Origin of the sequence: Streptomyces sp. CB09001 (assembly GCF_003369795.1) — a bacterium.
Lineage (GTDB): Bacteria > Actinomycetota > Actinomycetes > Streptomycetales > Streptomycetaceae > Streptomyces.
In genome coordinates this window covers 2,582,547-2,606,926 of record NZ_CP026730.1, presented here as the reverse complement: position 1 = coordinate 2,606,926, position 24,380 = coordinate 2,582,547, and the positions used below count along the sequence as shown (strand labels likewise).

Below are 24,380 nucleotides of genomic sequence, written 5' to 3'. Positions count from 1 at the left end.
GCGGGGTCAGCTCCTCACGAGGGTGGCGGCGGCGGGGGCCGGGACGCGCTCCGCGAGCGGGATCACCGGCGGCAGCGCCTCGGGCGGCTCGCCGAGCAGCACCCGGCGCACGACGCGCTCGGCGGCCCGGCCGTCGTCGAACTCGCAGAACCGCTCCCGGAAGACCGCCCGCAGCGCCGTCGACTCCGGGCCCGCGTAGCTGCCGTCGGCGAAGACGCGGGCCAGCTCCTCCGGCGTGCGCGCCACCGGGCCCGGGGGCGCCGCCATCAGGTCGAAGTAGACGCCGCGGGTCTCCCGGTACACGTCCCAGTCGTCGGCGTACACGACGATCGGGCGGTCCAGGTTGGCGTAGTCGAACATGATCGAGGAGTAGTCGGTGACCAGCGCGTCCGCGGCCAGGCACACGTCCTCCGAAGAGCGGTGCCCGGTCACGTCGACGACCCGGCCGGTGCGTTCCCGGCTCCCGCCCCGGTCGTAGAAGTAGTGGGCCCGCAGCAGCACCACGACGTCCTCGCCGGCCGCCTCGCAGAACGCCTCCAGGTCCAGGCCGCCCGCGCCGAACCCGGTCTCCCAGTCCCGGTGCGTGGGCGCGTACAGGACCGCCGTCTTCCCCTCCGGGACGCCCAGTTCGCGCCGCACCCGGGCCACGTCCTCGGCGGTCGCCGTGCAGTAGACGTCGTTGCGCGGGTAGCCGTACTCCAGGTGTTCGTACGAGCCGGGGAAGGCGCGCTCCCACATCTGGGTGGAGTGCCGGTTGGCGGAGAGGTTGTAGTCCCAGCGGTCGACGCGGCCGAGCAGCCTGGTGAAGCTGCCGGTGGCCGCCGCCACCACCGGGTACGTCGACTGGTCCACGCCCATCGTCTTCAGCGGCGTGCCGTGCTGGGTCTGCACATGCACGCTGCCGGGGCGCTTGACCACGCCCTCGGCGAAGTTGGCGTTGTTCACCAGGTACGTGGCGCGGGCCAGCACCTCCCAGTACCGGTGGCTGCCGATGACGGCGTGGTCGACGCCCTCCGGCAGGGTGTGCGCCTGGTCCGGCTCGACCAGGAACACCGACCGGAGGTGCGGGGCGAGTTCTCGGGCCTTGGCGTGGATCGCGGCCGGGTTGCAGGCGTAACCGCGGCCCCAGTAGGCGCAGTACACGACGAGGTTCGGGTCCAGCGGGCGGCGCAGGTGGCGGCGGTAGCGCAGGCGGGTGCGCAGCCCGTGCGGCCACGGCAGGCGGCGCAGGACGCCGGCCGCCGTCCGGTTGGCGGCACGCAGCGCGCGGAAGGCGGCGTACGACCCCGACGCCAGCAGCCGGTGCTGCACGCCCAGCCGTCCGCCCGGCGGCCGGAAGCCCGCGGGGCGGTGGCGCCGGTAGAGGCGGCTCGCCCGGCGGTAGAAGGCGCGCCGTCCCCGCCGGGGCAGGCGCCGGGGGTGGGTGGCCGTCTTCAGGACCGCCGCGAAGAGCTGCTCGAACAGCGGGCCGCGCCGCTCGGGCGGCAGGCCCCGCTCGGCGGCGTGCGTGAGGGCGAGTTCGGCCTGGTCGAGCAGGTCCGCGTGGTGCTCGCCGGGCAGGTTCAGCCGGTTGCCCTGGCGCCGCACCCGGTGCCGTACGACCACCTCGCGCAGCACGGCCACGCGCTCGGCGCGCGCCGCGACCCGGGCGCCGAAGCCGACGTCGGTGAAGTGCCCGTCGGGGAAGTCCAGCCGACGCTCGGTGAGGAAGGTGCGGCGGTGGACCGCGCTCCAGGCGGGCAGGTGCACGCCGGTCAGGTGCGGGGCGCGGTCGGGGGCGAACGCGCCGTCCGGGGTCCTCGCCAGCAGCGGGGCGGCCGGGTTGGTGACCTCGCCCTCCCACCAGGGCACCCGTTCGTGCTCGAAGTACAGGACGTCGACGCCGCCGGCGTCCGCCAGCCGCGCGTCCAGAGCTGCCAGCGCACCCGGCACGAGGGCGTCGTCGCCGTCGAGGAACAGCAGGTACGCGCCGGTCGCGGCCCGCGTCCCGGCGTTGCGCGCCCCCGCCAGGCCGGCCGACGGCGGCGAGTGCACGGGCGTCACCCGGGAGTCCCGCTCGGCGTGCTCCCCGGCGACGTCCGCCGCGGCGCAGTCCGGGCCGTCGCAGACCGGGATCAGCTCGAAGTCGCCGAAGGACTGGCCGAGGACCGAGTCCAGTGCCTGGGAGAGCCGCCCCGCGACCCCATGGGACGGGACGATGATGCTGAAGCGGGGCATACTGCTCTTTCTCTCGTGTTCTCTCGTGTTCCTGGTCCGGCTCGCCCTGGTACCGGAGGAGCAACCGGGGGGACTCCGCGTGGACGAACGGCGGTCAGAAGCTGTCGGTGACGGTGCGCGGCCCCGCGGGTTGCGGCACCGTGGTCAGCGGGGCCCGCGCGAGAGCCGCGGCGGCCGAGGGCGCGGGGCCGCGCCCGGCCGGCGGGACGACCGGCGGCAGGTCCGTCTCGCCCAGGACCACCCGGCGTACGACGCGCTCGGCGGCGCGTCCGTCGTCGTAGGGGCAGAACCGCTCGCGGAAGGCGGACCTGAGCCGCGCCGACCGGGTGCCGTGCCAGTCACCGCTCGCGAACACGCCGATCAGCTCGTCCTCGTCCCACGCGATCGCGCCCGGCGGGAAGGAGCGCAGGTCGACATAGGTGCCGCGGGCCGCTTCGAACGCCTCCGGCTCGGCGGCGTGGATCACGATCGGCCGGTCGAGGCCCGCGTAGTCGAACATCAGGGACGAGTAGTCGGTGACCAGGGCGTCCGAGGCCAGGCAGAGCGACTCCACGTGCGGGTGGTCGCTGACGTCAAGCACCCGGCCACCGGACGCGGCGAGCGGTCCGCCGTGCCGGGGGTGGGCGCGGGCCAGCACCACGAAGCGCGGGCCGAGGCGGCGCACGACGCGCTCCAGGTCCAGGGCGGAGCGCTGGGTGCGCCGGTAGTCGCGGTGGGTGGGCGCGTACAGGATCGCGACCGTGCCCTCGGGGACGCCGAGGGTCTCGCGCAGCCGGGCCACGTCCTCGGCCGTCGCCCGCTGGAGGACGTCGGTGCGCGGCTGGCCGTACTCCAGGGCGGTCCAGTCGCCCGGGTGGACGCGTTCCCAGGTCAGGGTGGAGTGGCGGTTGGCGGAGACCACGAAGTCCCAGGAGTCGACCTCGCGCAGCAGCCGGGCGAAGTCGGTGCCCTGGGCGGCCGCCGGGCGCTCCTGGAGGTCCAGGCCCATGTGCTTGAGGGGCGTCCCGGCCTGCGTCTGGACCAGGACCTGGCCCCGCCGCCTGACCAGGCCCGGGCCGAAGGCGCCCTCGCGCACCAGGTAGCGGGAACGGGCCAGTGCCGTCCAGTGGGCGGCCGTGCCCGGGGCCAGGCGGCGGGTGCCGGGCGGCACGGTGTGGTGGTGCACCCGGTCGGCGGCCCACGCCGTGCGCACGTGCGGCGCGAGACGGCGGAACGCCTCCTCCAGGGCGCCCGGGTCGCGGCCGTACCCCCGGTCGCCCTCGACGGAGAAGACGGCCCGGTCGGCGCGGAGCGGGAGACAGCGCTGGACGCGGTAGTGCAGGCGCAGTGCGCCGGTCCGGGCCGCGCGCAGCAGCCCCGCGGCGACCCTCGCCGTACGGCGGCGCAGGGCCGACGCCAGCCGCAGGACGCCGTAGGTGCGGCGCAGGCCCAGGCGGAGCAGGGCGTGGCGCAGCCGGACGGGCAGCGGGGCGGGGGCGCCGGGGACCCGGTAGCGGCGGCAGTGGACCCGGGCCCGGCGCAGGAACTCGGCGCGCAGGGAGCGCGGGAGACGGCCGGGGCGGGTGTACACCGTCGTGAGGTGGTCGGCCATGCGGCGGTACAGGAGCGGCCGCCAGCGGGCCAGCTCCCGGCGCGACTGGGGGTGCGTCCCCATGCGCGCCTCGAGGAACGCGAAGACGCGGTCGTACTGGGTGAAGACGTCCAGGTGGCGCTCGCCCGGCGTGCCCAGGATGCTGCCCCGCCGCCGCTGCCGGTAGTGGACGCAGACCCGGTCCAGGGTGGCGACGGACCCCGCTGTCATCAGGACCGGGTACGTCCACGGCGTGTCCTCGTAGTAGCCCGGCGGGAAGACGAAGCCCTCGCGCACGGCGAACTCCCGCCGTACCGCCTTGTTCCAGGCCACCATCAGCAGCTTCAGCAGCCCCGGCCGGTCGGCGAGCCGGAACGGCGCCGGGCCCCGCTCGGTGAGGTGCGCCGCGGCCTGGTTGCGGACCGTCTCGCCGGTCCAGTACGTGCGCGCGTAGTCGTAGACCAGGACGTCCGGCTCGCCGGTCTCCTTGATCCGGTCGGCGATGCCCCGCAGCGCGTGCGGGGTGAGGGTGTCGTCGCCGTCGAGGAAGACCAGGTAGTCGCCGCCCGCCCGTTCCATGCCGGCGTTGCGTGCGGGGCCCAGCCCCTCGTTGCGCGGCAGGCGGATGACGCGGACGCGCGGGTCGAGGGCCGCGAACTCGTCGGCGATCGCGCCGCAGGCGTCCGGCGAGCAGTCGTCGACCACGATCACCTCGAAGTCCGGGTACGACTGGGCCAGCACCGACTCCAGGCACGCGTGCAGATAGGCCTGCACCTGGTACGCGGGAACGATGACACTGAACCTGGGCACGGGGACATCCATCGGTCGGCGGGGTCGTGCGGGCGTTCTGCCCGGCAACGGCCGGTGGAGCCCCTTGGTTACGGTCCCCGGGGCATTCGGGGGACGTTGTGCCCGTACGGATGAGAGGGCGGGCCGGTGACCGGCCCGCCCCCTCAAGGGTGTTGTCGCGGCGGCTACTTGACGGCGCCCGCCATGACGCCGGAGACGAACTGCCGCTGGAACGCGAAGAACACGGCCAGCGGGATCACCATGGAGATGAACGCGCCCGGCGCGAGCACGTCGATGTTGTTGCCGAACTGACGTACCTGGGTCTGCAGGGCGACCGTGATCGGCTGGCTCCCGGAGTCCGAGAAGATCAGGGCGACCAGCATGTCGTTCCACACCCACAGGAACTGGAAGATGCCGAGACTCGCGATCGCGGGACCGCCGAGCGGCATCACCACCCGCACGAACAGCCGCAGTTCACCCGCGCCGTCCAGGCGGGCCGCCTCCAGCAGCTCCCGCGGGATCTCCGCGAAGAAGTTCCGCAGCAGGAACACCGCGAAGGGCAGGCCGAAGCCGACGTGGAAGAGGATCACGCCGAGCATCGACCCGAACAGGCCGATCTTCCCGAAGAGTTCGGCGATCGGGATCAGAGCCACCTGCACGGGCACGACGAGCAGCCCGACCACCGCCAGGAACCACCAGTCGCGGCCCGGGAAGTCCATCCACGCGAAGGCGTATCCGGCCAGCGCCCCGATGACCACGACCAGGACGGTCGCGGGAACGGTGATCAGCGCGGTGTTGAGGAGCGAGGAGGTGATGTCGCCGTTCTTCAGCAGCTCCTCGTAGCTCTGGAAGGTCAGCTGGGACGGCTCGGTGAAGACCTTCCACCAGCCGCTCGCCGCCATGTCCTCGGGCGTGCGCAGCGAGGACAGCAGCAGCCCGATCGTCGGGACCAGCCAGAACAGGCCCACCACGATCAGGAACACCCGGAGCAGGCCCCCGCTGACGGCCTCGGCGAGCCGGGACGCGAGCGGCTGCCTGGCCTTGACGACCGTCTCGGGCGGCCGGGTGGCCGCCGGGGTGAGGGCACCCGTGTCCGCGGTCATCGCCGCACCTCCCGCCGAAGTCGCCGTACGTTGAACCACATCACCGGGATGACCAGGAGCAGAAGGAACACCGCGATGGCGCTGGCGACGCCCGGCTGGTCCGAGGCGAAGCCCTTGCGGTACAGCTCCAGGGCGAGCACGTTCGCGTCGTCCTGGGAGGAGCCCGGGGCGATGATGAAGACCAGGTCGAAGACCTTCAGCACGTTGATCATCAGGGTGACGACGACGACCGCGAGGACCGGCGCGAGCAGCGGCACCGTGACCCGTCTGAAGACCTGCCACTCGTTGGCGCCGTCCACCCGGGCGGCCTCCAGCAGCTCCCGGGGCATCCCGGCCAGCCCTGCCGCTATCAGCACCATCGCGAAGCCCGCCCACATCCACACGTACGATCCGATGATCGCCGGGGTGACGAGGGAGGGGCCGAGCCAGTTCAGGCCGTTGTACGGCTCCTTGAAGTTGTCGGCGGGCAGCCTGAGCAGCGCCCCGTCGGCCGCCGCGGGCAGCGTGAAGGTGCCGTCCCCGGCCGCCGTGGTCGACGCCACGACCTCGCCGTCCTTGACCGCCTCGATCTTCATCCCGGCGTAGCCCAGCTCGGCCGCGTCGACCCCGCCCAGCTTGCCGACGCCCTTGCCGCGGGTGAAGTCCTGCCAGGTGGTGCCGGTGACCTTCCCCTCCTCGGGCTCGGCGGCCGCGGCCTTCGTCGCGCCGTCGGGCATCAGGTCGGGGGCGACGCCCACCAGGGGCAGGACGACCGGGGTGCCCAGGCCGACCGGCTGCTTGGTGATGAACGCGCCCCCGCCGGCGGGCTTCAGCGGCGAGTCGCGGCCCGGGTGCGCCTTCGGGAACGCGGACGACTCGGCGAACGTGTCGTGCACCCCGACCCACACCGCGTTGGCGACGCCCTTGTCCGGGTCCTGGTCGTACACCAGGCGGAAGATGATGCCGGCCGCCAGCATCGAGATCGCCATCGGCATGAAGACGACCAGCTTGAACGCCGTGCCCCAGCGGATGCGTTCGGTCAGCACCGCGAAGATCAGGCCCAGCGCGGTGGCGACCGTCGGCGCGAACACCACCCAGATGACGTTGTTCTTCAGGGCGGTGCGGATGCCGTCGTCGGAGAAGAGCGTCTCGTAGTTGTCGAACCCGGCGAAGGAGTCGCCGGACTGGTCGTAGAAGCTGCGGACCAGCGAGTACCCGATCGGGTAGACCACGAGCGCGCCGAGCAGCACCAGGGCGGGCAGCAGGAACAGCGCCACCACGGACTTCCGGGTGCCGGTCACGCTCTTGCGCGACTTGGGTGACTTGGGGGCGGCGGGGACCGGTGGGCCCTCGGGGGCCTGGCCGGTCCCCGCCGCCGTGGCCGACGTCATCGCGTCAGCCTCCGTAGGCGGCGGCCGCGTCGGCCTCCAGCTTCGCCTGGGCACCCGCGACGTCCTTCGGGTTCTTCAGGAAGTCCTGCAGGGTCTTCCACTCGCCCTTGCCCGGGGTGCCGCCGAAGGCCTGCGGGGCCTGGTCCGACATGTCGAAGCGGAAGTCGTCACCGGCCGCGACCAGCGCCTCGGCGATCTTCTTCTGCACCTCGTTCGGGTACACCGAGGAGTCGATGCTCTTGTTGGGCGAGAGGAACCCGCCGAGCTTCGCCTGGATCCCCGCCGCGTCCGGCGAGGCCAGCCAGGTGGCCAGCGCCTGCGCCGCCTTCGAGTCCTTGAAGACCACGGCCGCGTCGCCGCCGGACACCACCGGCGCGGTGTCGCCGACGGCCGGGAACGGGAACACCTTCGCGTCCGTGCCGACCTTCGCCTTCGTCTCACCGATGTTGACCTGGACGAAGTCGCCCTCGTAGACCATGCCCGCCTTGGGCTGGTCGCCGCCGGTGAAGGTCTGCGTCACCGAGGCCGGGAACTCCGTCTGGAGCGCACCGGACGCACCGCCCGCGACGAAGTCCTTCTTGCCCCAGATCTCCGCGAGCGTGGTGAGGGCCTCCTTCACGGACGGGTCCGTCCACTTGATCTCGTGCTTGGCGAGCTGGTCGTACTTCTCCGGACCCGCCTGCGAGAGGTAGACGTTCTCGAACCAGTCGGTGAGCGTCCAGCCATCCGCGCCGCCCACCGAGAACGGGGTGACGCCCGAGTCGTAGACCATCTGGGCCGTGTTGAGCAGCTCGTCCCAGGTCTTGGGCTCGGCGGCGCCCGCGTTCTCGAAGACCTGGGCGTTGTACCAGATCAGCGACTTGTTGGCGGCCTTGTAGTACACGCCGTACTGCTTACCGCCGACCTTGCCGATGTCCTGCCAGCCCTGCGAGTAGTTCTCGCCCAGCTCCTTGGTCGCCTCGGCGCCCAGCGGCTTGGCCCAGCCCTTGTCCACGGCCTGTTTGATGGCGCCGGGCTGCGGGAGCATCGCCACGTCCGGCGGGGCGCCGCCCGCGATCTTCGAGCCGAGGAAGTTGATGATCGGGTCCTGGGCGGGCACGAAGGTCACCTTGGCGCCCGTGCGCTTCTCGAACTCGGCGAGGACCTTCTTGAAGTTCTCCTGCTCGGTGCCGGTCCAGACGGCGGCGACCTCCAGGCTCTCGCCGTCCAGCTTCGGAAGGGTGACCGAGGCGCCCGGCTGCTTGCTGCCGCCGCCCTTGTCGCCGTCGTCACCGCCGCCGTTGTCGTCGTCACCGCCGCACGCGCTGAGCGAGAGCGCGAGCGCTCCCGCGGCCAGGGCGGCTGCGGCCCGGGTGGTCCTCTTGACGGTTCCGCGTGTCCGGATGGTGCTGCTCGTGCGCATCACTGCCCCGTTCTTCGTTCCTCGTCGAACGCTCGGCGCTGTCCCGTGCGCTCTGGTGTACGCCAGGGGGGTGAGGGCGGCAAGGGCGCGTCCGCCGTCAACGGGGGGATCGTGACCGCGTCGTGACCATGATCAGGCATCCGGCGCCGGTGCGGGGCCTCTCGGGAGCAGCCGCACCCGGGCCCCGCTCCGGCCCGGACGGCCTCGTCCTCAATCGCCGGGGCCGAGGGAGCCGGCGTTCACAGGAGTGACGGGACCTCCGCCGCCGAGACCTCCCGGGCCGCCCGCTCCAGTGCGCTGGCCAGCAGGGCCAAGTCGGTGGGGCCGTTGCCCAGTTCGCGAACGGGGCGGCGGGTGGGCGGGTCGCCCATGCGGTGCCACTCCAGGGGGACCACCGTGGGGCGCAGCGTCGCCGTGCGCGGGATGCGGCCCGTGACCCGGCCGCCCTGGAAGGCGGTGGTGCGTCCGTCGGGGCGGGTCAACCGTCCGCGTCCGGGCGCCGGTTCGTCCGGGCCCGGCACCGGTGTGTCCAGAGTGACGCGCAGGGTCGCGCGCAGGGCGGGCTCCGTCCGGTCCGTACGGTCGTCGGGCGCGGTGGCGGCCACCAGGTGCACGCCGAGCCGCTCGCCCTCCCGCGCGACGGCCTCCAGCGCCCGCATCACCGACCCCGCCGCGGGCCGCCCGGGGGAACCGAGCGGGGGAGTGACGAGGGCGTCGAGGTCGTCGACGACCACGACCAGGCGGGGCAGGGGCGGCACGGGGCCGGTGCGGCGCCTGGCGGCGGCCGGGCGCAGCCGCAGGGTGGAGCTGGGCGGGGACTCGACGTCCCCGGAGTCGGAGACCGGCGCGGGCCCCGCGGCCGCCGGGCCGCGCTGGGCGACTATCCGGCCCGACACCTCGCGCCCGGTGTGCCACTCGGCGAAGTCCGACCGCCCGAGCAGCTCGGCGCGCCGCTTCAGCTCGGCGCTCAGGGACTGGGCGAACTCCCGCATCCGTACGGGGTCGTTGGCGGTGAGGTGCGTGGTGACGTGCGGTACGTCCGTGCACACGTGCAGGCCCTCGCCGCGGGCGCCGCCCGAACTCACGCTGTCGCGGCCGTCCATGAGGACGACGCCGAGCCGGTCGGGGCGTTCGGCCGAGGCGAGCGAGGCGACGAACGCCCGCAGCAGCTCGGTGCGGCCGCTCCCGGAGGGCCCCTCGATCAGCAGGTGCGGGCCCTCGGCGGCCAGGTCGGCCAGGACGGGGCCGCGCGGACCGGCGCCCAGCACGGCCTGCGCGCGTCCTCCGAGGGACTCCGTGTCGTCGGCCGCTGCGGCCCAGCGGGCCATCAGGGAGGCCGGGGTGGCGCGGGCGAGGCCCAGTTCGTCGAGGAGCCGGGCCGTCTGGGGCAGTGGTGCGGACACGCGCGCGTGGTGCCCGCCGTCGCCCGCGGCGCTGTCCGTGCGCAGCGGGGCCAGGGCGCGCGCGAACCGCTCGGCCCAGGGCAGGGACACGGCGTCCACCGTGCCGAGGGTGCCGTGCCCTACCGGACCGGCGGGAGCGGCCGGGGTGCCCGTGCCCGTGCCCGGGTTCGGGCCCGTGCGGGCGACGCGCAGCAGGCGCAGGGTCGTCGCCACGTCGCCGCTGAGCAGCGCCACGGCGCCGCACTCGCGGAACACCGGCGACACCGCGCAGGCCGCCTCGTACGTCCGGGTCACCGGGGAGGTGGGGGAGGCGGCGGCGGTCTCGGCGAGGCACACGACGTGGACACCGGCCCGCGGTCCCTCCAGGGCAAGCCGCGCCACCGCGTCGCGCACGTCCGCGCCGCCGGGATCCCCGTCCACGACGACCACGGTGTACGGCCCGGTGAAGCCGCCTGCCGGGTCGGTGCCGTCGCCGGGGTGCGCCCAGGAGGGCTGCGGCCGGACGGCCCCCGTGGCCGCGGTGGTGTCCTTGGCCTCGTCCCCGAGGTGGTCGTCCAGGCGGCGGAGCAGCTCGGCGGCGCGGGCCGTGGCCTGTTCGCGGTCGTGGGCCAGCAGCAGGCGGCAGTCCTGGCTGTGTCCCGGGCGCACCTGGGGCAGCCAGCCCAGCCAGGACCACTCGGCCGTCCGCTCGGCGAGCGGACGGGAACGGTCCGCGCTGATCAGGACGATCTCCAGGGTGTCGGCGGAGTGCAGCGCGGCGAGCTGGGCCAGCACCGAGCGGGCCAGCCCGGTGAGCCGCTCGCGCGGACCCGCGAGGCCGAGCGCGCCGACCTCGCGCAGGCCGGCGGTCACCGGCACCGCGGGCAGCGGGGCGTCACCGCCCGGCGCCACCCGGTCGGCCGTACCGAGCCGCACGGTGAGCGCCTCCGGGTGGCCCGGGCCGCGCTCCCACAGCCGCGGCCCCGGTCCCAGCGCGGTCAGCAGCAGTGACGCGGGGTCCGGCCAGGTCTCCGGGGCACCCGAGGTGCCCGACGGGGACACCGGGGCCGGCCCGGTCGCCCCCTCGTCGGACGCGTACGCGCCGGGCACGGGGCCCTCCGGAGCACCTCCGCGTCCGCCGGTCAGCCGCCGTGCCCACGCGCCTATCCCCCCGCGCCTGCGCACCTCGTGCGGCACGTCGGTACCGCGCAGGGGAGTCCCCTTGCGCCCGGTGCGGGCGCCCGGAGCGCCGTCACGACCGGCCCGGGTGTCCGGGCCGGCGCCGTCCGCACCACCGGGACGGTGAGCCGCCGCACCGGTCGCGCTCGTGCGGGAAGCCCCCGAGCCGGCCGTCTCCGCGCGGGGACCGCCCGCGTCGGCCGGGTCCGGCCCAGTGGTCCAGTCCGGCCCGGAGGGGCCCCGGCCGTACGTGTCCCCGTCGTAAGCGTCCCTGTCGTACGGGTCCCTGTCGTACGGGTCCCGGTCGGGCGCGCCCGGGTCCGGAGTGCCGTATGCGCCCGGGCCGGGCGTGTCGGCGTGGGGAGCGCCCGCGCCGGTACGGGCCGCGCCCGGCGCCGGAGGGCCTTCGGCGTACGGGTCCCGGCCGGGTGTCCGCGGGGCCGGAGTGCCGTGTCCGCCCGCGCCGGAGCCGCCGGTCGCGTACGCCCCCGCGCCCCGCGCGCCGCCGTGTGTCTCACCCCCGGTGGGGAACTGCCGGGGCAGGCCCGCCGATGGGCCGGTGCCGTGGCTCTCGATGCGGGGTGCGCCGCCCTGGCCGGGGACCTGCGGCGGCTCGACGGACGCCCCGCCCCTGTCGTACCCCGACGTGCCGTGCGCGTGGTGGGTGCGCCCGCGGGGCCGGACCGCCCCCTCCGGACCGGTGCCGCCCGGTGCGGGGTCGGGTGCGACTCCGCCCGCCGCACCGGACCCGCGACCGGCCGCACCGCCCGGGTCCGCCACCCGGCCGGATCCGTGAGGTCCGGCCTGTCCGGCCTGTCCGGCCTGTCCGGCCTGTCCGGCCTGTCCATTCGTGCGGTCTCGGGCCGGGCCCGACGCGCGGGAGCGGCCCTCCGCGTCGCGCACCTGTCCCTCCGCCCCGTCGGCCACGCGCGCGTGGACCACCGCGTCGCCGTCCCCGGCGGCCGACGAGGCAGTCCCCGGCAGGGACAGCCGTACGTGCCCCTCCCCGTCCGGCGTCGTCGCCACCCGCACCTCCGCCGCGGGCGGGACCGGCACGAGCCGCAGGGCGGACTCGCCGATCCGCAGCAGCGCGCCCGGCGCGAAGCGGACCGGGCGGTCACCCACGCGGGTGCCGTCCAGGGTGGTGCCGTTGGTGGAGCCGAGGTCGGCCACGGAGACGCGGGCGCCGGGACCGACGGTCACGGCGCAGTGCATGCGGGAGACGTCCGGGTCGTCGAGCGCGACGTCGGCGTCGGCGGAGCGGCCGAGCCGGATCTGGCCGCCGTGCAGAAGGTGGACGCCGCCCGCGTCGGGGCCCGCGACCACGTGGAGCTGGGCGGGGACGTCCGCCGGCTCGGTGTGCGGGTCGGGCTCGCCCGGGGCGCCCAGGCAGAGCACGGCGCCGTCGATCAGCGGCGGCTCGCCCAGGGTGCTGCGCTGGGCGTCGAGCCGCTGCGCACCGGCGTAGAGCACCACCTGGTTGGAGCCCGGTCCCTCGCCGGGGAGCGCCGCGGCCAGCGCGGAGGCGACCGCGGCCAGGGCCGTGCCGGCCGGGGCGGTGACGAGTACGTCACACCGCGCGGTGCGGTCCCCCGCCGGGACAGCCGAAGCAGCCGAAGCATGCGTGCCCAGCGGGTCTACGACGGTCAGCCGGATCTGCATCGCCGTAAGCGGTCCCTTCGCGCGGGCGCACGCACGCCGGGACGGAAGCCGCCACCACGGTCCCCCACCGCGGACTTCCCCCACCGTCACACGAGCACGTCGGCCAGTACTGCACGCATCCTCGCACCTGCCACTGACAACGCGCCCGTCGCCCGCCGTCAAATGATCTTGATTGGTCGGCTCTGCCCCCAAAAATGCCTGACAGGTGTCCTGCGGATGATCGAATGGCGTCCGCTTGAGATCGGTCACGTGCGGGCAGCGGCAACCACGGGACCGGGTCGAGCGTCTTTCCTTCGAACGTGGTCCGGAGGGCGCCACTACAGTTGGGTCGGACTGGGACCGACCGGATCTGGGACAGTGGGTCCGAACAGCCAGCAAGCAACTAGGAGCGCATGACGTGCGGCCGGTAGGCAGCAAGTACCTCCTCGAGGAGCCCCTCGGCCGCGGTGCCACGGGCACCGTCTGGCGTGCCCGCCAGCGGGAGACCGCGGGCGCCGAGGCGGCCGTGGCCGGACAGCCCGGCGAGACCGTCGCGATCAAGGTCCTCAAGGAAGAGCTCGCGAGCGACGCCGACATCGTGATGCGCTTCCTGCGTGAGCGCTCCGTGCTGCTCCGGCTCACCCACCCCAACATCGTCCGGGTCCGCGACCTGGTCGTCGAGGGCGAGCTGCTGGCCCTGGTCATGGACCTCGTCGACGGACCGGACCTGCACCGGTACCTGCGCGAAAACGGGCCGCTCACCCCGGTTGCCGCGGCCCTGCTCACCGCGCAGATCGCCGACGCCCTCGCGGCCAGCCACGCCGACGGCGTCGTCCACCGCGACCTGAAGCCGGCCAACGTCCTGCTCAAGCAGACCGGCGGCGAGATGCACCCGATGCTCACCGACTTCGGCATCGCCCGCCTCGCCGACTCGCCCGGCCTCACCCGCACCCACGAGTTCGTGGGCACGCCCGCGTACGTCGCGCCGGAGTCCGCCGAGGGCCGCCCGCAGACCTCCGCCGTCGACGTCTACGGCGCCGGCATCCTGCTGTACGAGCTGGTCACCGGCCGCCCCCCGTTCGGCGGGGGCTCCGCCCTCGAGGTGCTGCACCAGCACCTGAGCGCCGAACCGCGCCGCCCCTCCACCGTCCCCGACCCGCTGTGGACGGTCATCGAGCGCTGCCTGCGCAAGAACCCCGACGACCGCCCCAGCGCCGAGAACCTGGCCCGCGGTCTGCGCGTCGTCGCCGAGGGCATCGGCGTGCACGCGAACAGCGCGCAGATCGGCGCCGCCGAGAACGTGGGGGCGCTCCTCGCCCCCGACCCGGCGCCCGCGCAGGTTCCGGGCGCCCCCGACGCCGCCTACGACCCGAACGGCGCGACCAGCGTCCTGCCGCACACCTCGGGCCCGGCGGGCGCCGCCGACCCCACCGCCGTACTCCCGAGCACCGGGGCCCCCGACCCGACCGCCGTCATGCCGCCGGTGCCGCCGGGGCAGCCCGGCGCCCCGGGACAGGGCGGACCCGAGGACCCGCACCCCTGGCAGAACCAGCTGCGCGCCGCCCGCGACCGCAACGAGCAGACTCAGGTCCAGTACCTGGACCCGAACCAGGACCCGCTGCGCCGCCGCCCCCAGCGGCAGGTCTCCCGTCCGCCGCAGCAGCCGCGTCAGGCCCCGCAGGGCCCGCCGCCCCAGCAGCCCGGCTACGGCTACCCGCAGCAGCCCCAGCCGCAGCCCCAGCGGTATGCCACCCCTCAGCCCCAGCAGCCGCAGCGGTACGCTCCGCCGCCCACGCCCGAGCCGCAGCAGCCGCGGCGCGAGCCCAGGCCGCCGCGGCAGCGCGGCGCCAACCCCATGCGCATCCCGGGCCTGGGCTGCCTCAAGGGGTGCCTGGTCACCGTCGTCATCCTGTTCGTGGCCGGCTGGCTGGTCTGGGAGCTGAGTCCGCTGCAGGACTGGATCGGCACCGGCAAGGGCTACTGGGACCAGCTCACCGACTGGTTCACCACCGTGACCGACTGGATCGGGGACCTGGGCGGCTCCGGCGGAGGCTGAGTCTGGAGACTTGTCGACATCCGGAGGGTGATTTCCGCCTCCGCCGTGAAGGTTGGCTCCTCGGGCGCGTACTTTTAGGCGCAACACGCGTCGGTAGGAGCAGTCTTGGCACGGAAGATCGGCAGCCGGTACACCGCCCACCAGATCCTCGGGCGGGGCAGCGCCGGCACGGTGTGGCTGGGCGAGGGTCCCGACGGACCCGTCGCGATCAAGCTGCTGCGCGAGGACCTGGCGTCCGACCAGGAACTGGTCTCCCGCTTCGTGCAGGAGCGCACCGCCCTGCTCGGCCTGGACCACCAGCACGTCGTCTCGGTGCGCGACCTGGTGGTCGACGGCAACGACCTGGCGCTGGTGATGGACCTGGTCCGGGGCACGGACCTGCGCACCCGCCTCGACCGGGAACGGCGCATGGCGCCCGAGGCCGCGGTGGCCGTCGTCGCCGACGTCGCCGACGGGCTGGCCGCCGCGCACGCCGCCGGGGTCGTGCACCGCGACGTCAAGCCGGAGAACGTGCTGCTCGACATGCAGGGCCCGCTCGGCCCCGGCGGCTCCCACCCGGCACTGCTCACGGACTTCGGGGTGGCCAAGCTCATCGACACCCCGCGCCGCACCCGCGCCACGAAGATCATCGGTACGCCCGACTACCTGGCCCCCGAGATCGTCGAGGGCCTGCCCCCGCGCGCGGCCGTCGACATCTACGCGCTCGCCACGGTCCTGTACGAGCTCCTGGCCGGCTTCACGCCGTTCGGCGGCGGCCACCCCGGCGCGGTGCTGCGCCGCCACGTGACCGAGACCGTCGTCCCGCTCCCCGGCATCCCGGACGAGCTGTGGCAGCTCCTCGTCCAGTGCCTCGCCAAGGCCCCGGCCTCCCGGCTGCGCGCCTCCGAGCTGAGCGCCCGGCTGCGCGAGCTGCTGCCGATGCTCGCCGGAATGGCCCCGCTGGACGTGGACGAGCCCGACGCCGAGCAGCCGGAGGACGACCCCGACGCGTCCGCGGCGTCCCCGGCCGCCCCCGTGTCGGCCGCGGAACCCGTTCCGCGCCGGGGAGCGGTGCCCCTGGTGCCGGGGGCCAAGCCGGCCGACTCCAACCGCGACACCCACACGTCGATGCGCGTACCCGCCCCGGACGAGCTGGCCGGCGGTGCCCGCGGCACCGCCCGCGCCCCGCGCGCCTCGGGCGCCCCGCGCCCCGGCTCGGCCCGCAACCGCGCCACCGCGCGGCGGCGCCGGATCGCGGTGGGGACCGGCGCGGTCGCCCTGGTGGCGGCGATCGGCGTCGGTACGTGGCTGGCCACGGGCGGTGACGAGGACGGCGGCGGACCCCAGGACACGCGGAACTCGGCACCGGCCGCTCCCTGAGGCGCGGCCACCCGCCGGCGTCCGCGCCCGCACCCGCCCGGCGTGGACCGGTGGACGGAGCCGTTACGCTGGATGCGTGGCAGTCGTCGATGTATCCGAAGAGCTGAAGTCCCTCTCCTCGACCATGGAGTCGATCGAGGCCGTCCTGGACCTCGACAGGCTGAGGGCAGACATCGCCGTGCTCGAGGAGCAGGCGGCCGCGCCCTCCCTGTGGGACGACCCGGAGGCGGCGCAGAAGATCACCAGCAAGCTCTCGCACCTCCAGGCCGAGGTGCGGAAGGCCGAGGCCCTGCGCGGCCGGATCGACGATCTCGGCGTGCTCTTCGAGATGGCCGAGGAGGAGGACGACCCGGACACCCGCGCCGAGGCCGAGTCCGAGCTCACGGCCGTCCGCAAGGCGCTGGACGAGATGGAGGTCCGCACCCTGCTCTCCGGCGAGTACGACGCGCGCGAGGCGCTCGTCAACATCCGGGCCGAGGCGGGTGGCGTGGACGCCGCCGACTTCGCCGAGAAGCTCCAGCGCATGTACCTGCGCTGGGCAGAGCAGCACGGCTACAAGACCGAGGTGTACGAGACGTCGTACGCGGAGGAGGCCGGCATCAAGTCGACCACCTTCGCCGTGCAGTCGCCGTACGCCTACGGCACCCTCTCCGTCGAGCAGGGCACGCACCGGCTGGTGCGCATCTCGCCCTTCGACAACCAGGGGCGCCGCCAGACCTCCTTCGCGGGCGTCGAGATCCTCCCCGTGGTCGAGCAGACCGACCACATCGAGATCGACGAGACCGAGCTGCGGGTGGACGTGTACCGGTCCTCCGGCCCCGGCGGCCAGGGTGTGAACACCACCGACTCGGCGGTGCGCCTCACCCACATCCCCACCGGCATCGTCGTCTCCTGTCAGAACGAGCGCTCCCAGATCCAGAACAAGGCGACCGCCATGAACGTCCTCCAGGCCAAGCTCCTGGAGCGGCGCCGCCAGGAGGAGCAGGCCAAGATGGACGCCCTCAAGGGCGACGGGGGCAACTCCTGGGGCAACCAGATGCGTTCGTACGTGCTGCACCCGTACCAGATGGTCAAGGACCTGCGCACGGAGCACGAAGTGGGCAACCCGGAGGCCGTGTTCAACGGCGAGATCGACGGCTTCCTGGAGGCCGGCATTCGCTGGCGCAAGCAGCGGGAGAAGTAACGCGAGGCGCAACCGCCGCTTTGTCGACAAGGCAACTGCCGCCCCTCGGGCGGTGGTTGCCTTTTCTCTGGCCCCCCGTTCGCCGGTGATGTCTGGGTTTTGCATCACACTCACACCCATTGTGTCCGGCATACGTTCCGTACCCGGACATCGCGTACGCAATGGCCTTGACGTTGCTTTGAACATTCGGAATGGTGAGGCGCGGCATGCGTATTTCTGGGGCGCATGTGAACCGGGGGGCTTGAGCACACATGCAGCCACCCCCCGTCGATCACGGCCCCCGAGTGCGGCCTCGACGACCAAATCGGCTACTGGGGGTAGCAACTACATGACGAAGAAGACGCGCATCCGTGTCGCGCGCATAGCGGCCGGCGCCGTGATCGCGGCCGGCGCCTCCCTGACCGCCGCGGGTGCCGCCTCGGCGCTCGAGATCGGCGTCAGCGCCAGCGCCGACGGCGACGGTATCGGCCTCGGCGTCAGCGCCCAGGGCGGCCAGCAGGACGGCGGTACGACCGAGGGCAACGCCATCGTCGGCGTGACCGAGGGCGGCGACAACGGTGGTGCCGGTGACGTCGGCGGTAACGGTGACGACGGTGGTGCCGGTGACGACGGTGGTGCCGGTGACGTCGGCGGTAACGGTGACGACGGTGGCGCTGGTGACGTCGGCGGCAATGGTGACGACGGTGGCGCTGGTGACGTCGGCGGCAATGGTGACGACGGTGGTGCCGGTGACGTCGGCGGTAACGGCGACGACGGTGGTGCCGGTGACGTCGGCGGTAACGGTGACGACGGTGGTGCCGGTGACGTCGGCGGTAACGGTGACGACGGTGGTGCCGGTGACGTCGGCGGTAACGGCGACGACGGTGGTGCCGGTGACAACGGCGGAAACGGCGACAACGGCGGCAACGGCAACGGCGGCAACGCCGGCGGTGCCGGTGGCGGCGACAACACCACCCCCGACGGCGGCGGCAACGACAACGTCGCTCAGGAGGAGGGTTCCTCCGCGCTGACCGACACCGGCGAGGAGGCCCCGGCCTCCTCCGACACCGCCGCCCAGGGCAACGGTGAGGAGCTCGCCGAGACCGGCGCCGCGGAGACCACGTTCCTGCTGGTCGGCGCCGCGACGATGATCGCCGGCGGCATCGGCTTCCGCTTCCTGCCGCGCCTGATGAACGGTCGCGGAGCAGCTGCCTGACGGTAGCCGTCCACGTACCCACCGCGCACGCGGAAGGAGGGGCCCGGAGCACTTCGCTCCGGGCCCCTCCTGTGTCTTCCGCCACTCTTTGTGCCCGCCGTCCGGGCCCGTCCGTGTCCTGACGGCCCCCAGGGGCCGCTCCAGGGCCGTCAGACGGTCTGGTGGGCCAGCAGGGCCACCGCCGCGATCAGCACCGCCAGCAGCGCGATCAGCGTCGTGGGATTCAGCCCCGCGAAGAAGTTGCTCTCCTGCTGCAGCCGCTCGCGGTTGGCCCGGCAGACCGGGCACCTGCCCTCATTCACGGGCGCCGCGCAGTTCGCGCACACCAACCGGTCGTACGTCATGCGCTCACCCTCCTTGCCGCCGGCTCCGTCTGGACAACGCCCGCAGCGACACGAACGTTCCCCTTCCACTGTGCCAGGTTCCGAAGGGCCCCGCGCGCCCTCCCGTGGGGACAAAACGCGCAACTGATACGCAACCCCGACCGGTGACTGCGGTCCGCTCCCCGGTTCGCGTATGGTCACGCACATCTACCCCCGGCGACCCGTGGTGCATCCGTGATCCGATTCGACAACGTCTCCAAGGTCTACCCCAAACAGAGCCACCCAGCCCTCAGGGACGTTTCCCTGGAGGTCGAGAAGGGCGAGTTCGTCTTCCTCGTGGGGTCCTCAGGCTCCGGAAAGTCCACCTTCCTGCGACTGATCCTCCGCGAGGAGCGGTGCAGCCACGGACAGGTGCACGTACTGGGGAAGGACCTCGCCCGCCTGTCCAACTGGAAGGTGCCGCAGATGCGGCGCCAGCTGGGGACGGTGTTCCAGGACTTCCGCCTGCTGCCGAACAAGACGGTCGGCGAGAACGTCGCCTTCGCCCAGGAGGTCATCGGCAAGTCCCGCGGTGAGATCCGCAAGTCCGTGCCGCAGGTCCTCGACCTCGTCGGACTCGGCGGCAAGGAGGACCGCAGGCCCGGCGAGCTGTCCGGTGGTGAACAGCAGCGCGTCGCCATCGCGCGCGCCTTCGTCAACCGGCCCAAGCTGCTGATCGCCGACGAGCCCACGGGCAACCTCGACCCGCAGACCTCGGTCGGCATCATGAAGCTGCTCGACCGGATCAACCGGACGGGCACCACCGTGGTGATGGCCACGCACGACCAGAACATCGTGGACCAGATGCGCAAGCGCGTCATCGAGCTGGAGAAGGGCCGCCTCGTCCGGGACCAGGCACGCGGTGTCTACGGCTACCAGCACTGACGAGCCACTGACGACGAGGAACGAAAGGCTTAACGAGACGCCATGCGCGCCCAGTTCGTAGTCTCGGAGATCGGAGTCGGTCTTCGCCGCAATCTGACGATGACCTTCGCGGTCATCGTCTCGGTCGCCCTGTCCCTGGCCCTGTTCGGCGGTTCGCTGCTGATGAGCGACCAGGTCACCACCATGAAGGGCTACTGGTACGACAAGGTCAACGTCTCGGTCTTCCTCTGCAACAAGAGCGACGCCGAGTCCGACCCCAACTGCGCCAAGGGCGCGGTGACCGAGGACCAGAAGAAGCAGATCATGTCCGACCTCGACGAGATGGCCGTCGTCGAGAAGGTGACGTACGAGTCGCAGGACGAGGCGTACAAGCACTACAAGGAGCAGTTCGGCGACTCGCCGCTGGCCAGCTCCCTCACGCCGGACCAGATGCAGGAGTCGTACCGGATCAAGCTGAAGGACCCGGAGAAGTACCAGGTCATCGCGACCGCGTTCGACGGTCGTGAGGGCGTGCAGTCCGTGCAGGACCAGAAGGGCATCCTGGACAACCTCTTCGGTCTGCTCAACGGCATGAACTGGGCCGCCCGCGCGGTGATGGCGCTCATGCTCGTGGTCGCCCTGATGCTGATCGTCAACACCGTGCGCGTCTCGGCGTTCAGCCGGCGCCGTGAGACCGGCATCATGCGCCTCGTGGGCGCGTCGGGGTTCTACATCCAGGCGCCGTTCATCATGGAGGCGGCGGTCGCCGGTCTCATCGGCGGTGGTGTGGCCTGCGGATTCCTGGTGATCGCCAGGTACTTCATCATCGATCACGGACTCGCCCTGTCCGAGAAGCTGAACCTGATCAACTTCATCGGCTGGGACGCCGTCCTGACGAAGCTGCCGCTCATCCTGGCCACGAGCCTGCTGATGCCCGCGTTGGCCGCGTTCTTCGCGTTGCGCAAGTACCTGAAGGTGTGACACATGCCAAGAGGGCCGCGCGGTCAAGGGACCGTGCGGCCCTTGCCCGTTGTCCTAGACTCACCGGCATGTCAGGTCGTGACCTGCTCTGCCGGCCCCGCCGCGTACGCCACGGGGCTGCCCTGACCTTGGTGTTCGCGAGTGTGCTCGTCGCGGGCGCGGCCACCGGCTCGCTGCCCGGGACGGACCGGAGGTCCGAGCCCGGCACGGCCCGTTCGGCCGCCCCGGCCGGTCAGCAGGCCCGCCACGACGACGTAGCCCGCGCGGCGGCCGAGGCCATGGCCGACGGCAAGTCCCCCGTGGAGGCAGCCGAACGCGCGGTCAGCCGCAGCGGGGACCGCTGGGGGGCCGTCTACTCCCAGGGTGAGTACGAGGAGTTGGAGGACGCCCTCGACGGCCGCTACACCGGCGTCGGGCTCTCCGCGCGCCGCGAACGCGACGGCCGCATCGAGGTGACCCGGGTGCGCTCCGGCTCGCCGGCCGCCGACGCCGGGATCCGCGAGGGTGACCGGCTGCGCAGCGTGGACGGCGAGCGGGTCGACGGACGGCCCGTCACCGAGGTCGTCTCCATACTGCGCGGCGACGGCGAGCAGGAGCCCGCCGGCACCGCCGTCCGGCTGGGCCTGGAGCGCGGCACGCGCGCGTGGACCGAGACCGTACGCCGCGCCCGGCTGTCCACGGACTCCGTGACGGTCCGCACGCTCGCCGACGGCCTCACCGTCGTCAAGGTCACCTCCTTCACCAAGGGCGTCGGCGAGCAGGTGCGCGAGTCCGTGGCCCGGGTGCCGTCCGGCGCCGGGGTCGTCCTCGACCTGCGCGGCAACTCCGGCGGCCTGGTCACCGAGGCCGTCACCGCCGCCTCCGCCTTCCTCGACGGCGGCCTGGTCGCCACGTACGACGTCGACGGGGACCAGCGGGCCCTGCACGCCGAGCCCGGCGGCGACACGACCAGACCCCTGGTCGCGCTCGTCGACGGCGGCACGATGAGCGCGGCCGAGCTGCTCACCGGGGCCCTCCAGGACCGCGGCCGGGCGGTCGTGCTGGGCTCCCGCACCTTCGGCAAGGGCTCGGTGCAGATGCCGAGCCGGCTGCCCGGCGGCTCGGTGGCCGAGCTGACCGTCGGCCACTACCGCACCCCCTCCGGCCGCGGCGTCGACGGCGTGGGCATCACGCCCGACCTGGAGGTCGACCCGACGGACCCGGCCGCCCTCACGCGGGCCCGGACGGTGCTGAGCGGGCTCGGGCCGACCGCGTAATCGGCTTTCCGCCAGGCCCCTCCGTAGTGCCAAAATGGACCGCACTATGGCTAAGGAAAAAGGGCGCAAGCTGATCGCGCAGAACAAGAAGGCGCGGCACGACTACCAGATCCTCGACACCTACGAGGCCGGCCTCGTGCTGTCCGGTACCGAGGTGAAGTCGCTGCGTCAGGGGCGGGCCTCGCTGGTCGACGGCTTCGTGCAGCTGGACGGTCACGAGGCGTGGCTGCACAACGTGCACGTGCCGGAGTACAGCCAGGGCACCTGGACCAACCACAGCGCGCGGCGCAAGCGGAAGCTGCTGCTGCACCGGGTGGAGATCGACAAGCTGGAGTCGAAGTCCCAGGAGACCGGTCACACGATCGTGCCCCTGGCGCTCTACTTCAAGGACGGTCGGGCCAAGGTCGAGATCGCGCTGGCGCGCGGCAAGAAGGAGTACGACAAGCGCCAGACCCTCCGGGAGAAGCAGGACCGGCGTGAGGCGGAGCGGACGATCTCCGCGATCCGGCGCAAGCAGCGGGCCTGACGCCGCCCGCCGCCGGGAATAGGCTGGCACCCGTACGCGTTGGTCACGTACGATGGCACTGCACCCCACAGAGGATGCGCACCCTCCTCGGAGGGACCTCTTCGGAGGACTTGAAAAATCAACATGGGGATGATCGGTTTCGACAGCGGCTGTCGAAGCAGGGGAAGCGTGTCGAGGAAGCGGCCATGATCTCGTAAACCACAGGCCGAAAAAATAATCGCCAACACCAAGCGCGATTCCTCCCAGCAGGCCTTCGCCCTCGCTGCCTGATCTCAGGTAGCGAAGCGAGCCTCCTACTAAGGGAGTGTCAGCCCGGGGCTGTTCCCGACCCGGATCCTGGCATCAGCTAGGGGACTAAACCTTGATCCCGGTCACGGGGTGAAGAGGGAAACCAAACAGTGACTGAGCCCGTCGGAGACTTGTCCGCGTGATCTCCGGGGCTGAGAAAATCGAAGCGGACTGCACACGGAGAAGCCCTGATTCCGCACCGTTGGACGCGGGTTCGATTCCCGCCATCTCCACATTCCCAGGGAACCCCCTGGGTCACCGGCCACGTGCCGGCGACCCAGGGGGTTCCTGCGTTCACAGTGACCGTTTGGCCGGCTTGGCCGGCAGCAGGGTCAGGAGCAGGGCCGTCGCGGCCGCCGTGACCGGGATGCCGTAGGCGGCGGTGGGGGAGACGTGTTCCACCGTCCAGCCGCCCGCCGCGCTGCCGCAGGCGATGCCGCCGAGGAGGCCGGTCACCGCCAGGGTCATGCCCTCGTTCAGGCGGCCCTCCGGGGTGCGGTGCTGGACCAGCGTCATGGTGGTGACCATCGTCGGGGCCGTCGCCATCCCGCCGATCAGCAGGGTGAGCGCCAGCAGGGGCAGGGAGCCGCTGAGGGAGGCCGCGAGCAGCGGCAGGGTGAGCAGGGCCGTCATCGCGGCCACGCACCACGGCAGCCGGTGCTCGGGCGGCCCGGCGGGCTTGACCGCGCCGTAGAGCAGACCCGCCGCGCACGAACCGGCCGCCTGCAACGCGAGGACCAGACCGGCCGCCGCTCGATGACCCTGTGCGTCCGCGAACGCGATGGTGACGACCTCCATGGCGCCGAACACCCCGCCCATCGCCAGGCACACCACCAGCAGCGACGGGATGCCCGGGGCCCGGAAGGGCGCCTTCGCCGTCGGGCGCGGGCGGGCCGGCGGCTCGGTCGAGCGCTGGGCGGTGAACAGCAGCATGCCGGTCACCAGCAGCGCCACGGCCACCAGCGTGCCCGCCTCCGGGAAGAGCGCGGTGCACAGGAACGCCGCGAGGACCGGCCCGAACATGTAGCACAGTTCGTCCGTGGCCTGCTCGAAGGAGTTCGCGGTGTGCAGCGCGTCGGCGTCGCCTTTCAGCAGGTGGGCCCAGCGGGCGCGGGCCATGCCGCCGGTGTTGGGCGTCGTCGCGGTGGCGGCGTACGCGGCGAACAGGGTCCAGGCGGGTGCCCCGTGGCGCACGCACAGCAGCAGGGCGACCGAGCCCAGCGCGGCGAACAGGGTGGCGGGTACGGCCACCCGGGCCTGGCCGTACCGGTCCACGAGCCGCGCGGTCCACGGGGCGACCAGCGCCGTCGCCGCCAGCCCGGTCGCGGTGACCGCGCCGGCGAGCGCGTACGAACCGCGGGTGCCGGCGATCATCACGACGGCGCTGACGCTGAACATGCCCATGGGCAGCCGGGCGATGAGATTCCCGAGCGTGAACGCTCGGGCGCCGGGAGTGGACAGGAGCCGCCGGTACGGGCCGGGTGGCCGGCGCCGGGTGCGGGGGCGGGTGCGGGGGCGGAAGTCGGCCGCGACCAGGGTGTCGGCGGTGACGGCCAGGAAGGGGGAGGCCGGTGTGGGACGGGAGGGGTGCGCTGGGGTCGGCTGCGGCATGGGTCCACCGTCGCCCGGCGACGATCAGCGGGTCCAACACCTTCTC

At 73.2% G+C, this 24,380-nt stretch carries 16 protein-coding genes and 1 other RNA gene; 9 read left to right on the top strand and 8 right to left on the bottom strand.

Annotated features, from left to right (window positions below; all coding sequences use genetic code 11):
- Nucleotides 1-6: 6 nt before the first annotated feature.
- The 6 genes from C4J65_RS12045 to C4J65_RS12020 form a co-directional block, all read right to left on the bottom strand.
- Complete coding sequence (locus tag C4J65_RS12045; protein WP_115742411.1) at nucleotides 7-2,217, bottom strand: bifunctional glycosyltransferase family 2 protein/CDP-glycerol:glycerophosphate glycerophosphotransferase; 2,211 nt, start codon at nucleotides 2,215-2,217, stop codon at nucleotides 7-9.
- 94 nt (nucleotides 2,218-2,311) lie between these two features.
- A complete protein-coding gene (locus tag C4J65_RS12040) occupies nucleotides 2,312-4,597 on the bottom strand; it encodes a bifunctional glycosyltransferase family 2 protein/CDP-glycerol:glycerophosphate glycerophosphotransferase (RefSeq protein ID WP_240330409.1) in 2,286 nt (761 codons plus the stop codon).
- 164 nt (nucleotides 4,598-4,761) lie between these two features.
- Nucleotides 4,762-5,679: a carbohydrate ABC transporter permease gene (locus tag C4J65_RS12035; RefSeq protein WP_115742409.1), complete on the bottom strand. Its 918-nt coding sequence runs from the start codon at nucleotides 5,677-5,679 to the stop codon at nucleotides 4,762-4,764.
- A complete protein-coding gene (locus C4J65_RS12030) occupies nucleotides 5,676-6,959 on the bottom strand; it encodes a sugar ABC transporter permease (RefSeq protein WP_115746410.1) in 1,284 nt (427 codons plus the stop codon). Before C4J65_RS12030 ends, C4J65_RS12035 begins: the two co-directional genes overlap by 4 nt.
- A 94-nt stretch (nucleotides 6,960-7,053) precedes the next feature.
- A complete protein-coding gene (locus C4J65_RS12025; RefSeq protein ID WP_115742408.1) occupies nucleotides 7,054-8,451 on the bottom strand; it encodes an ABC transporter substrate-binding protein in 1,398 nt (465 codons plus the stop codon).
- A gap of 239 nt (nucleotides 8,452-8,690) precedes the next feature.
- The gene (locus tag C4J65_RS12020) at nucleotides 8,691-12,674 is read right to left on the bottom strand and encodes an FHA domain-containing protein (protein ID WP_115742407.1); all 3,984 of its coding nucleotides are present in this window, start codon (nucleotides 12,672-12,674) and stop codon (nucleotides 8,691-8,693) included.
- A gap of 397 nt (nucleotides 12,675-13,071) precedes the next feature.
- On the opposite strand from C4J65_RS12020, the gene C4J65_RS12015 reads away from it, so the two are divergent.
- The 4 genes from C4J65_RS12015 (at nucleotide 13,072) to C4J65_RS12000 (ending at nucleotide 18,446) form a co-directional block, all read left to right on the top strand.
- Nucleotides 13,072-14,709: a serine/threonine-protein kinase gene (locus C4J65_RS12015; RefSeq protein WP_115742406.1), complete on the top strand. Its 1,638-nt coding sequence runs from the start codon at nucleotides 13,072-13,074 to the stop codon at nucleotides 14,707-14,709.
- A gap of 105 nt (nucleotides 14,710-14,814) precedes the next feature.
- Nucleotides 14,815-16,068, top strand: a complete 1,254-nt coding sequence (locus C4J65_RS12010) for a serine/threonine-protein kinase (protein ID WP_115742405.1) — start codon at nucleotides 14,815-14,817, stop codon at nucleotides 16,066-16,068.
- 76 nt (nucleotides 16,069-16,144) lie between these two features.
- The gene (gene prfB / locus C4J65_RS12005) at nucleotides 16,145-17,251 is read left to right on the top strand and encodes a peptide chain release factor 2 (protein WP_115742404.1); all 1,107 of its coding nucleotides are present in this window, start codon (nucleotides 16,145-16,147) and stop codon (nucleotides 17,249-17,251) included.
- Between the two features lie 328 nt (nucleotides 17,252-17,579).
- Nucleotides 17,580-18,446: a hypothetical protein gene (locus tag C4J65_RS12000; RefSeq protein ID WP_115742403.1), complete on the top strand. Its 867-nt coding sequence runs from the start codon at nucleotides 17,580-17,582 to the stop codon at nucleotides 18,444-18,446.
- Between the two features lie 149 nt (nucleotides 18,447-18,595).
- Here C4J65_RS12000 and C4J65_RS11995 read toward each other — a convergent pair whose 3' ends face one another.
- Nucleotides 18,596-18,790: a hypothetical protein gene (locus tag C4J65_RS11995; protein ID WP_115742402.1), complete on the bottom strand. Its 195-nt coding sequence runs from the start codon at nucleotides 18,788-18,790 to the stop codon at nucleotides 18,596-18,598.
- A gap of 213 nt (nucleotides 18,791-19,003) precedes the next feature.
- On the opposite strand from C4J65_RS11995, the gene ftsE reads away from it, so the two are divergent.
- The 5 genes from ftsE (at nucleotide 19,004) to ssrA (ending at nucleotide 22,959) form a co-directional block, all read left to right on the top strand.
- Nucleotides 19,004-19,693, top strand: coding sequence for a cell division ATP-binding protein FtsE (gene ftsE, locus C4J65_RS11990; protein WP_003975843.1), 690 nt, complete (start codon nucleotides 19,004-19,006; stop codon nucleotides 19,691-19,693).
- Between the two features lie 42 nt (nucleotides 19,694-19,735).
- Nucleotides 19,736-20,653, top strand: coding sequence for a permease-like cell division protein FtsX (gene ftsX / locus C4J65_RS11985; RefSeq protein ID WP_115742401.1), 918 nt, complete (start codon nucleotides 19,736-19,738; stop codon nucleotides 20,651-20,653).
- 68 nt (nucleotides 20,654-20,721) lie between these two features.
- Nucleotides 20,722-21,909: a S41 family peptidase gene (locus tag C4J65_RS11980; RefSeq protein ID WP_205350992.1), complete on the top strand. Its 1,188-nt coding sequence runs from the start codon at nucleotides 20,722-20,724 to the stop codon at nucleotides 21,907-21,909.
- A 46-nt stretch (nucleotides 21,910-21,955) separates the two neighbouring features.
- A complete protein-coding gene (gene smpB, locus C4J65_RS11975) occupies nucleotides 21,956-22,435 on the top strand; it encodes an SsrA-binding protein SmpB (RefSeq protein ID WP_007450171.1) in 480 nt (159 codons plus the stop codon).
- Nucleotides 22,436-22,560: 125 nt separating this feature from the next.
- Nucleotides 22,561-22,959: a transfer-messenger RNA gene (gene ssrA, locus C4J65_RS11970) on the top strand.
- Between the two features lie 58 nt (nucleotides 22,960-23,017).
- Here ssrA and C4J65_RS11965 read toward each other — a convergent pair.
- A complete protein-coding gene (locus tag C4J65_RS11965; RefSeq protein WP_115742399.1) occupies nucleotides 23,018-24,334 on the bottom strand; it encodes an MFS transporter in 1,317 nt (438 codons plus the stop codon).
- Nucleotides 24,335-24,380 lie beyond the last annotated feature (46 nt).

Bases quoted from the DNA above. Each gene is read 5' to 3' on its own strand.
- C4J65_RS11995 (WP_115742402.1), bottom strand. From the start codon at position 18,790: ATGACGTACGACCGGTTGGTGTGCGCGAACTGCGCGGCGCCCGTGAAT.
- C4J65_RS12000 (WP_115742403.1), top strand. From the start codon at position 17,580: ATGACGAAGAAGACGCGCATCCGTGTCGCGCGCATAGCGGCCGGCGCC.
- C4J65_RS12020 (WP_115742407.1), bottom strand. From the start codon at position 12,674: ATGCAGATCCGGCTGACCGTCGTAGACCCGCTGGGCACGCATGCTTCG.
- C4J65_RS12045 (WP_115742411.1), bottom strand. From the start codon at position 2,217: ATGCCCCGCTTCAGCATCATCGTCCCGTCCCATGGGGTCGCGGGGCGG.
- C4J65_RS11980 (WP_205350992.1), top strand. From the start codon at position 20,722: ATGTCAGGTCGTGACCTGCTCTGCCGGCCCCGCCGCGTACGCCACGGG.
- ftsX (WP_115742401.1), top strand. From the start codon at position 19,736: ATGCGCGCCCAGTTCGTAGTCTCGGAGATCGGAGTCGGTCTTCGCCGC.
- C4J65_RS12035 (WP_115742409.1), bottom strand. From the start codon at position 5,679: ATGACCGCGGACACGGGTGCCCTCACCCCGGCGGCCACCCGGCCGCCC.
- C4J65_RS12025 (WP_115742408.1), bottom strand. From the start codon at position 8,451: ATGCGCACGAGCAGCACCATCCGGACACGCGGAACCGTCAAGAGGACC.
- C4J65_RS11965 (WP_115742399.1), bottom strand. From the start codon at position 24,334: ATGCCGCAGCCGACCCCAGCGCACCCCTCCCGTCCCACACCGGCCTCC.
- smpB (WP_007450171.1), top strand. From the start codon at position 21,956: ATGGCTAAGGAAAAAGGGCGCAAGCTGATCGCGCAGAACAAGAAGGCG.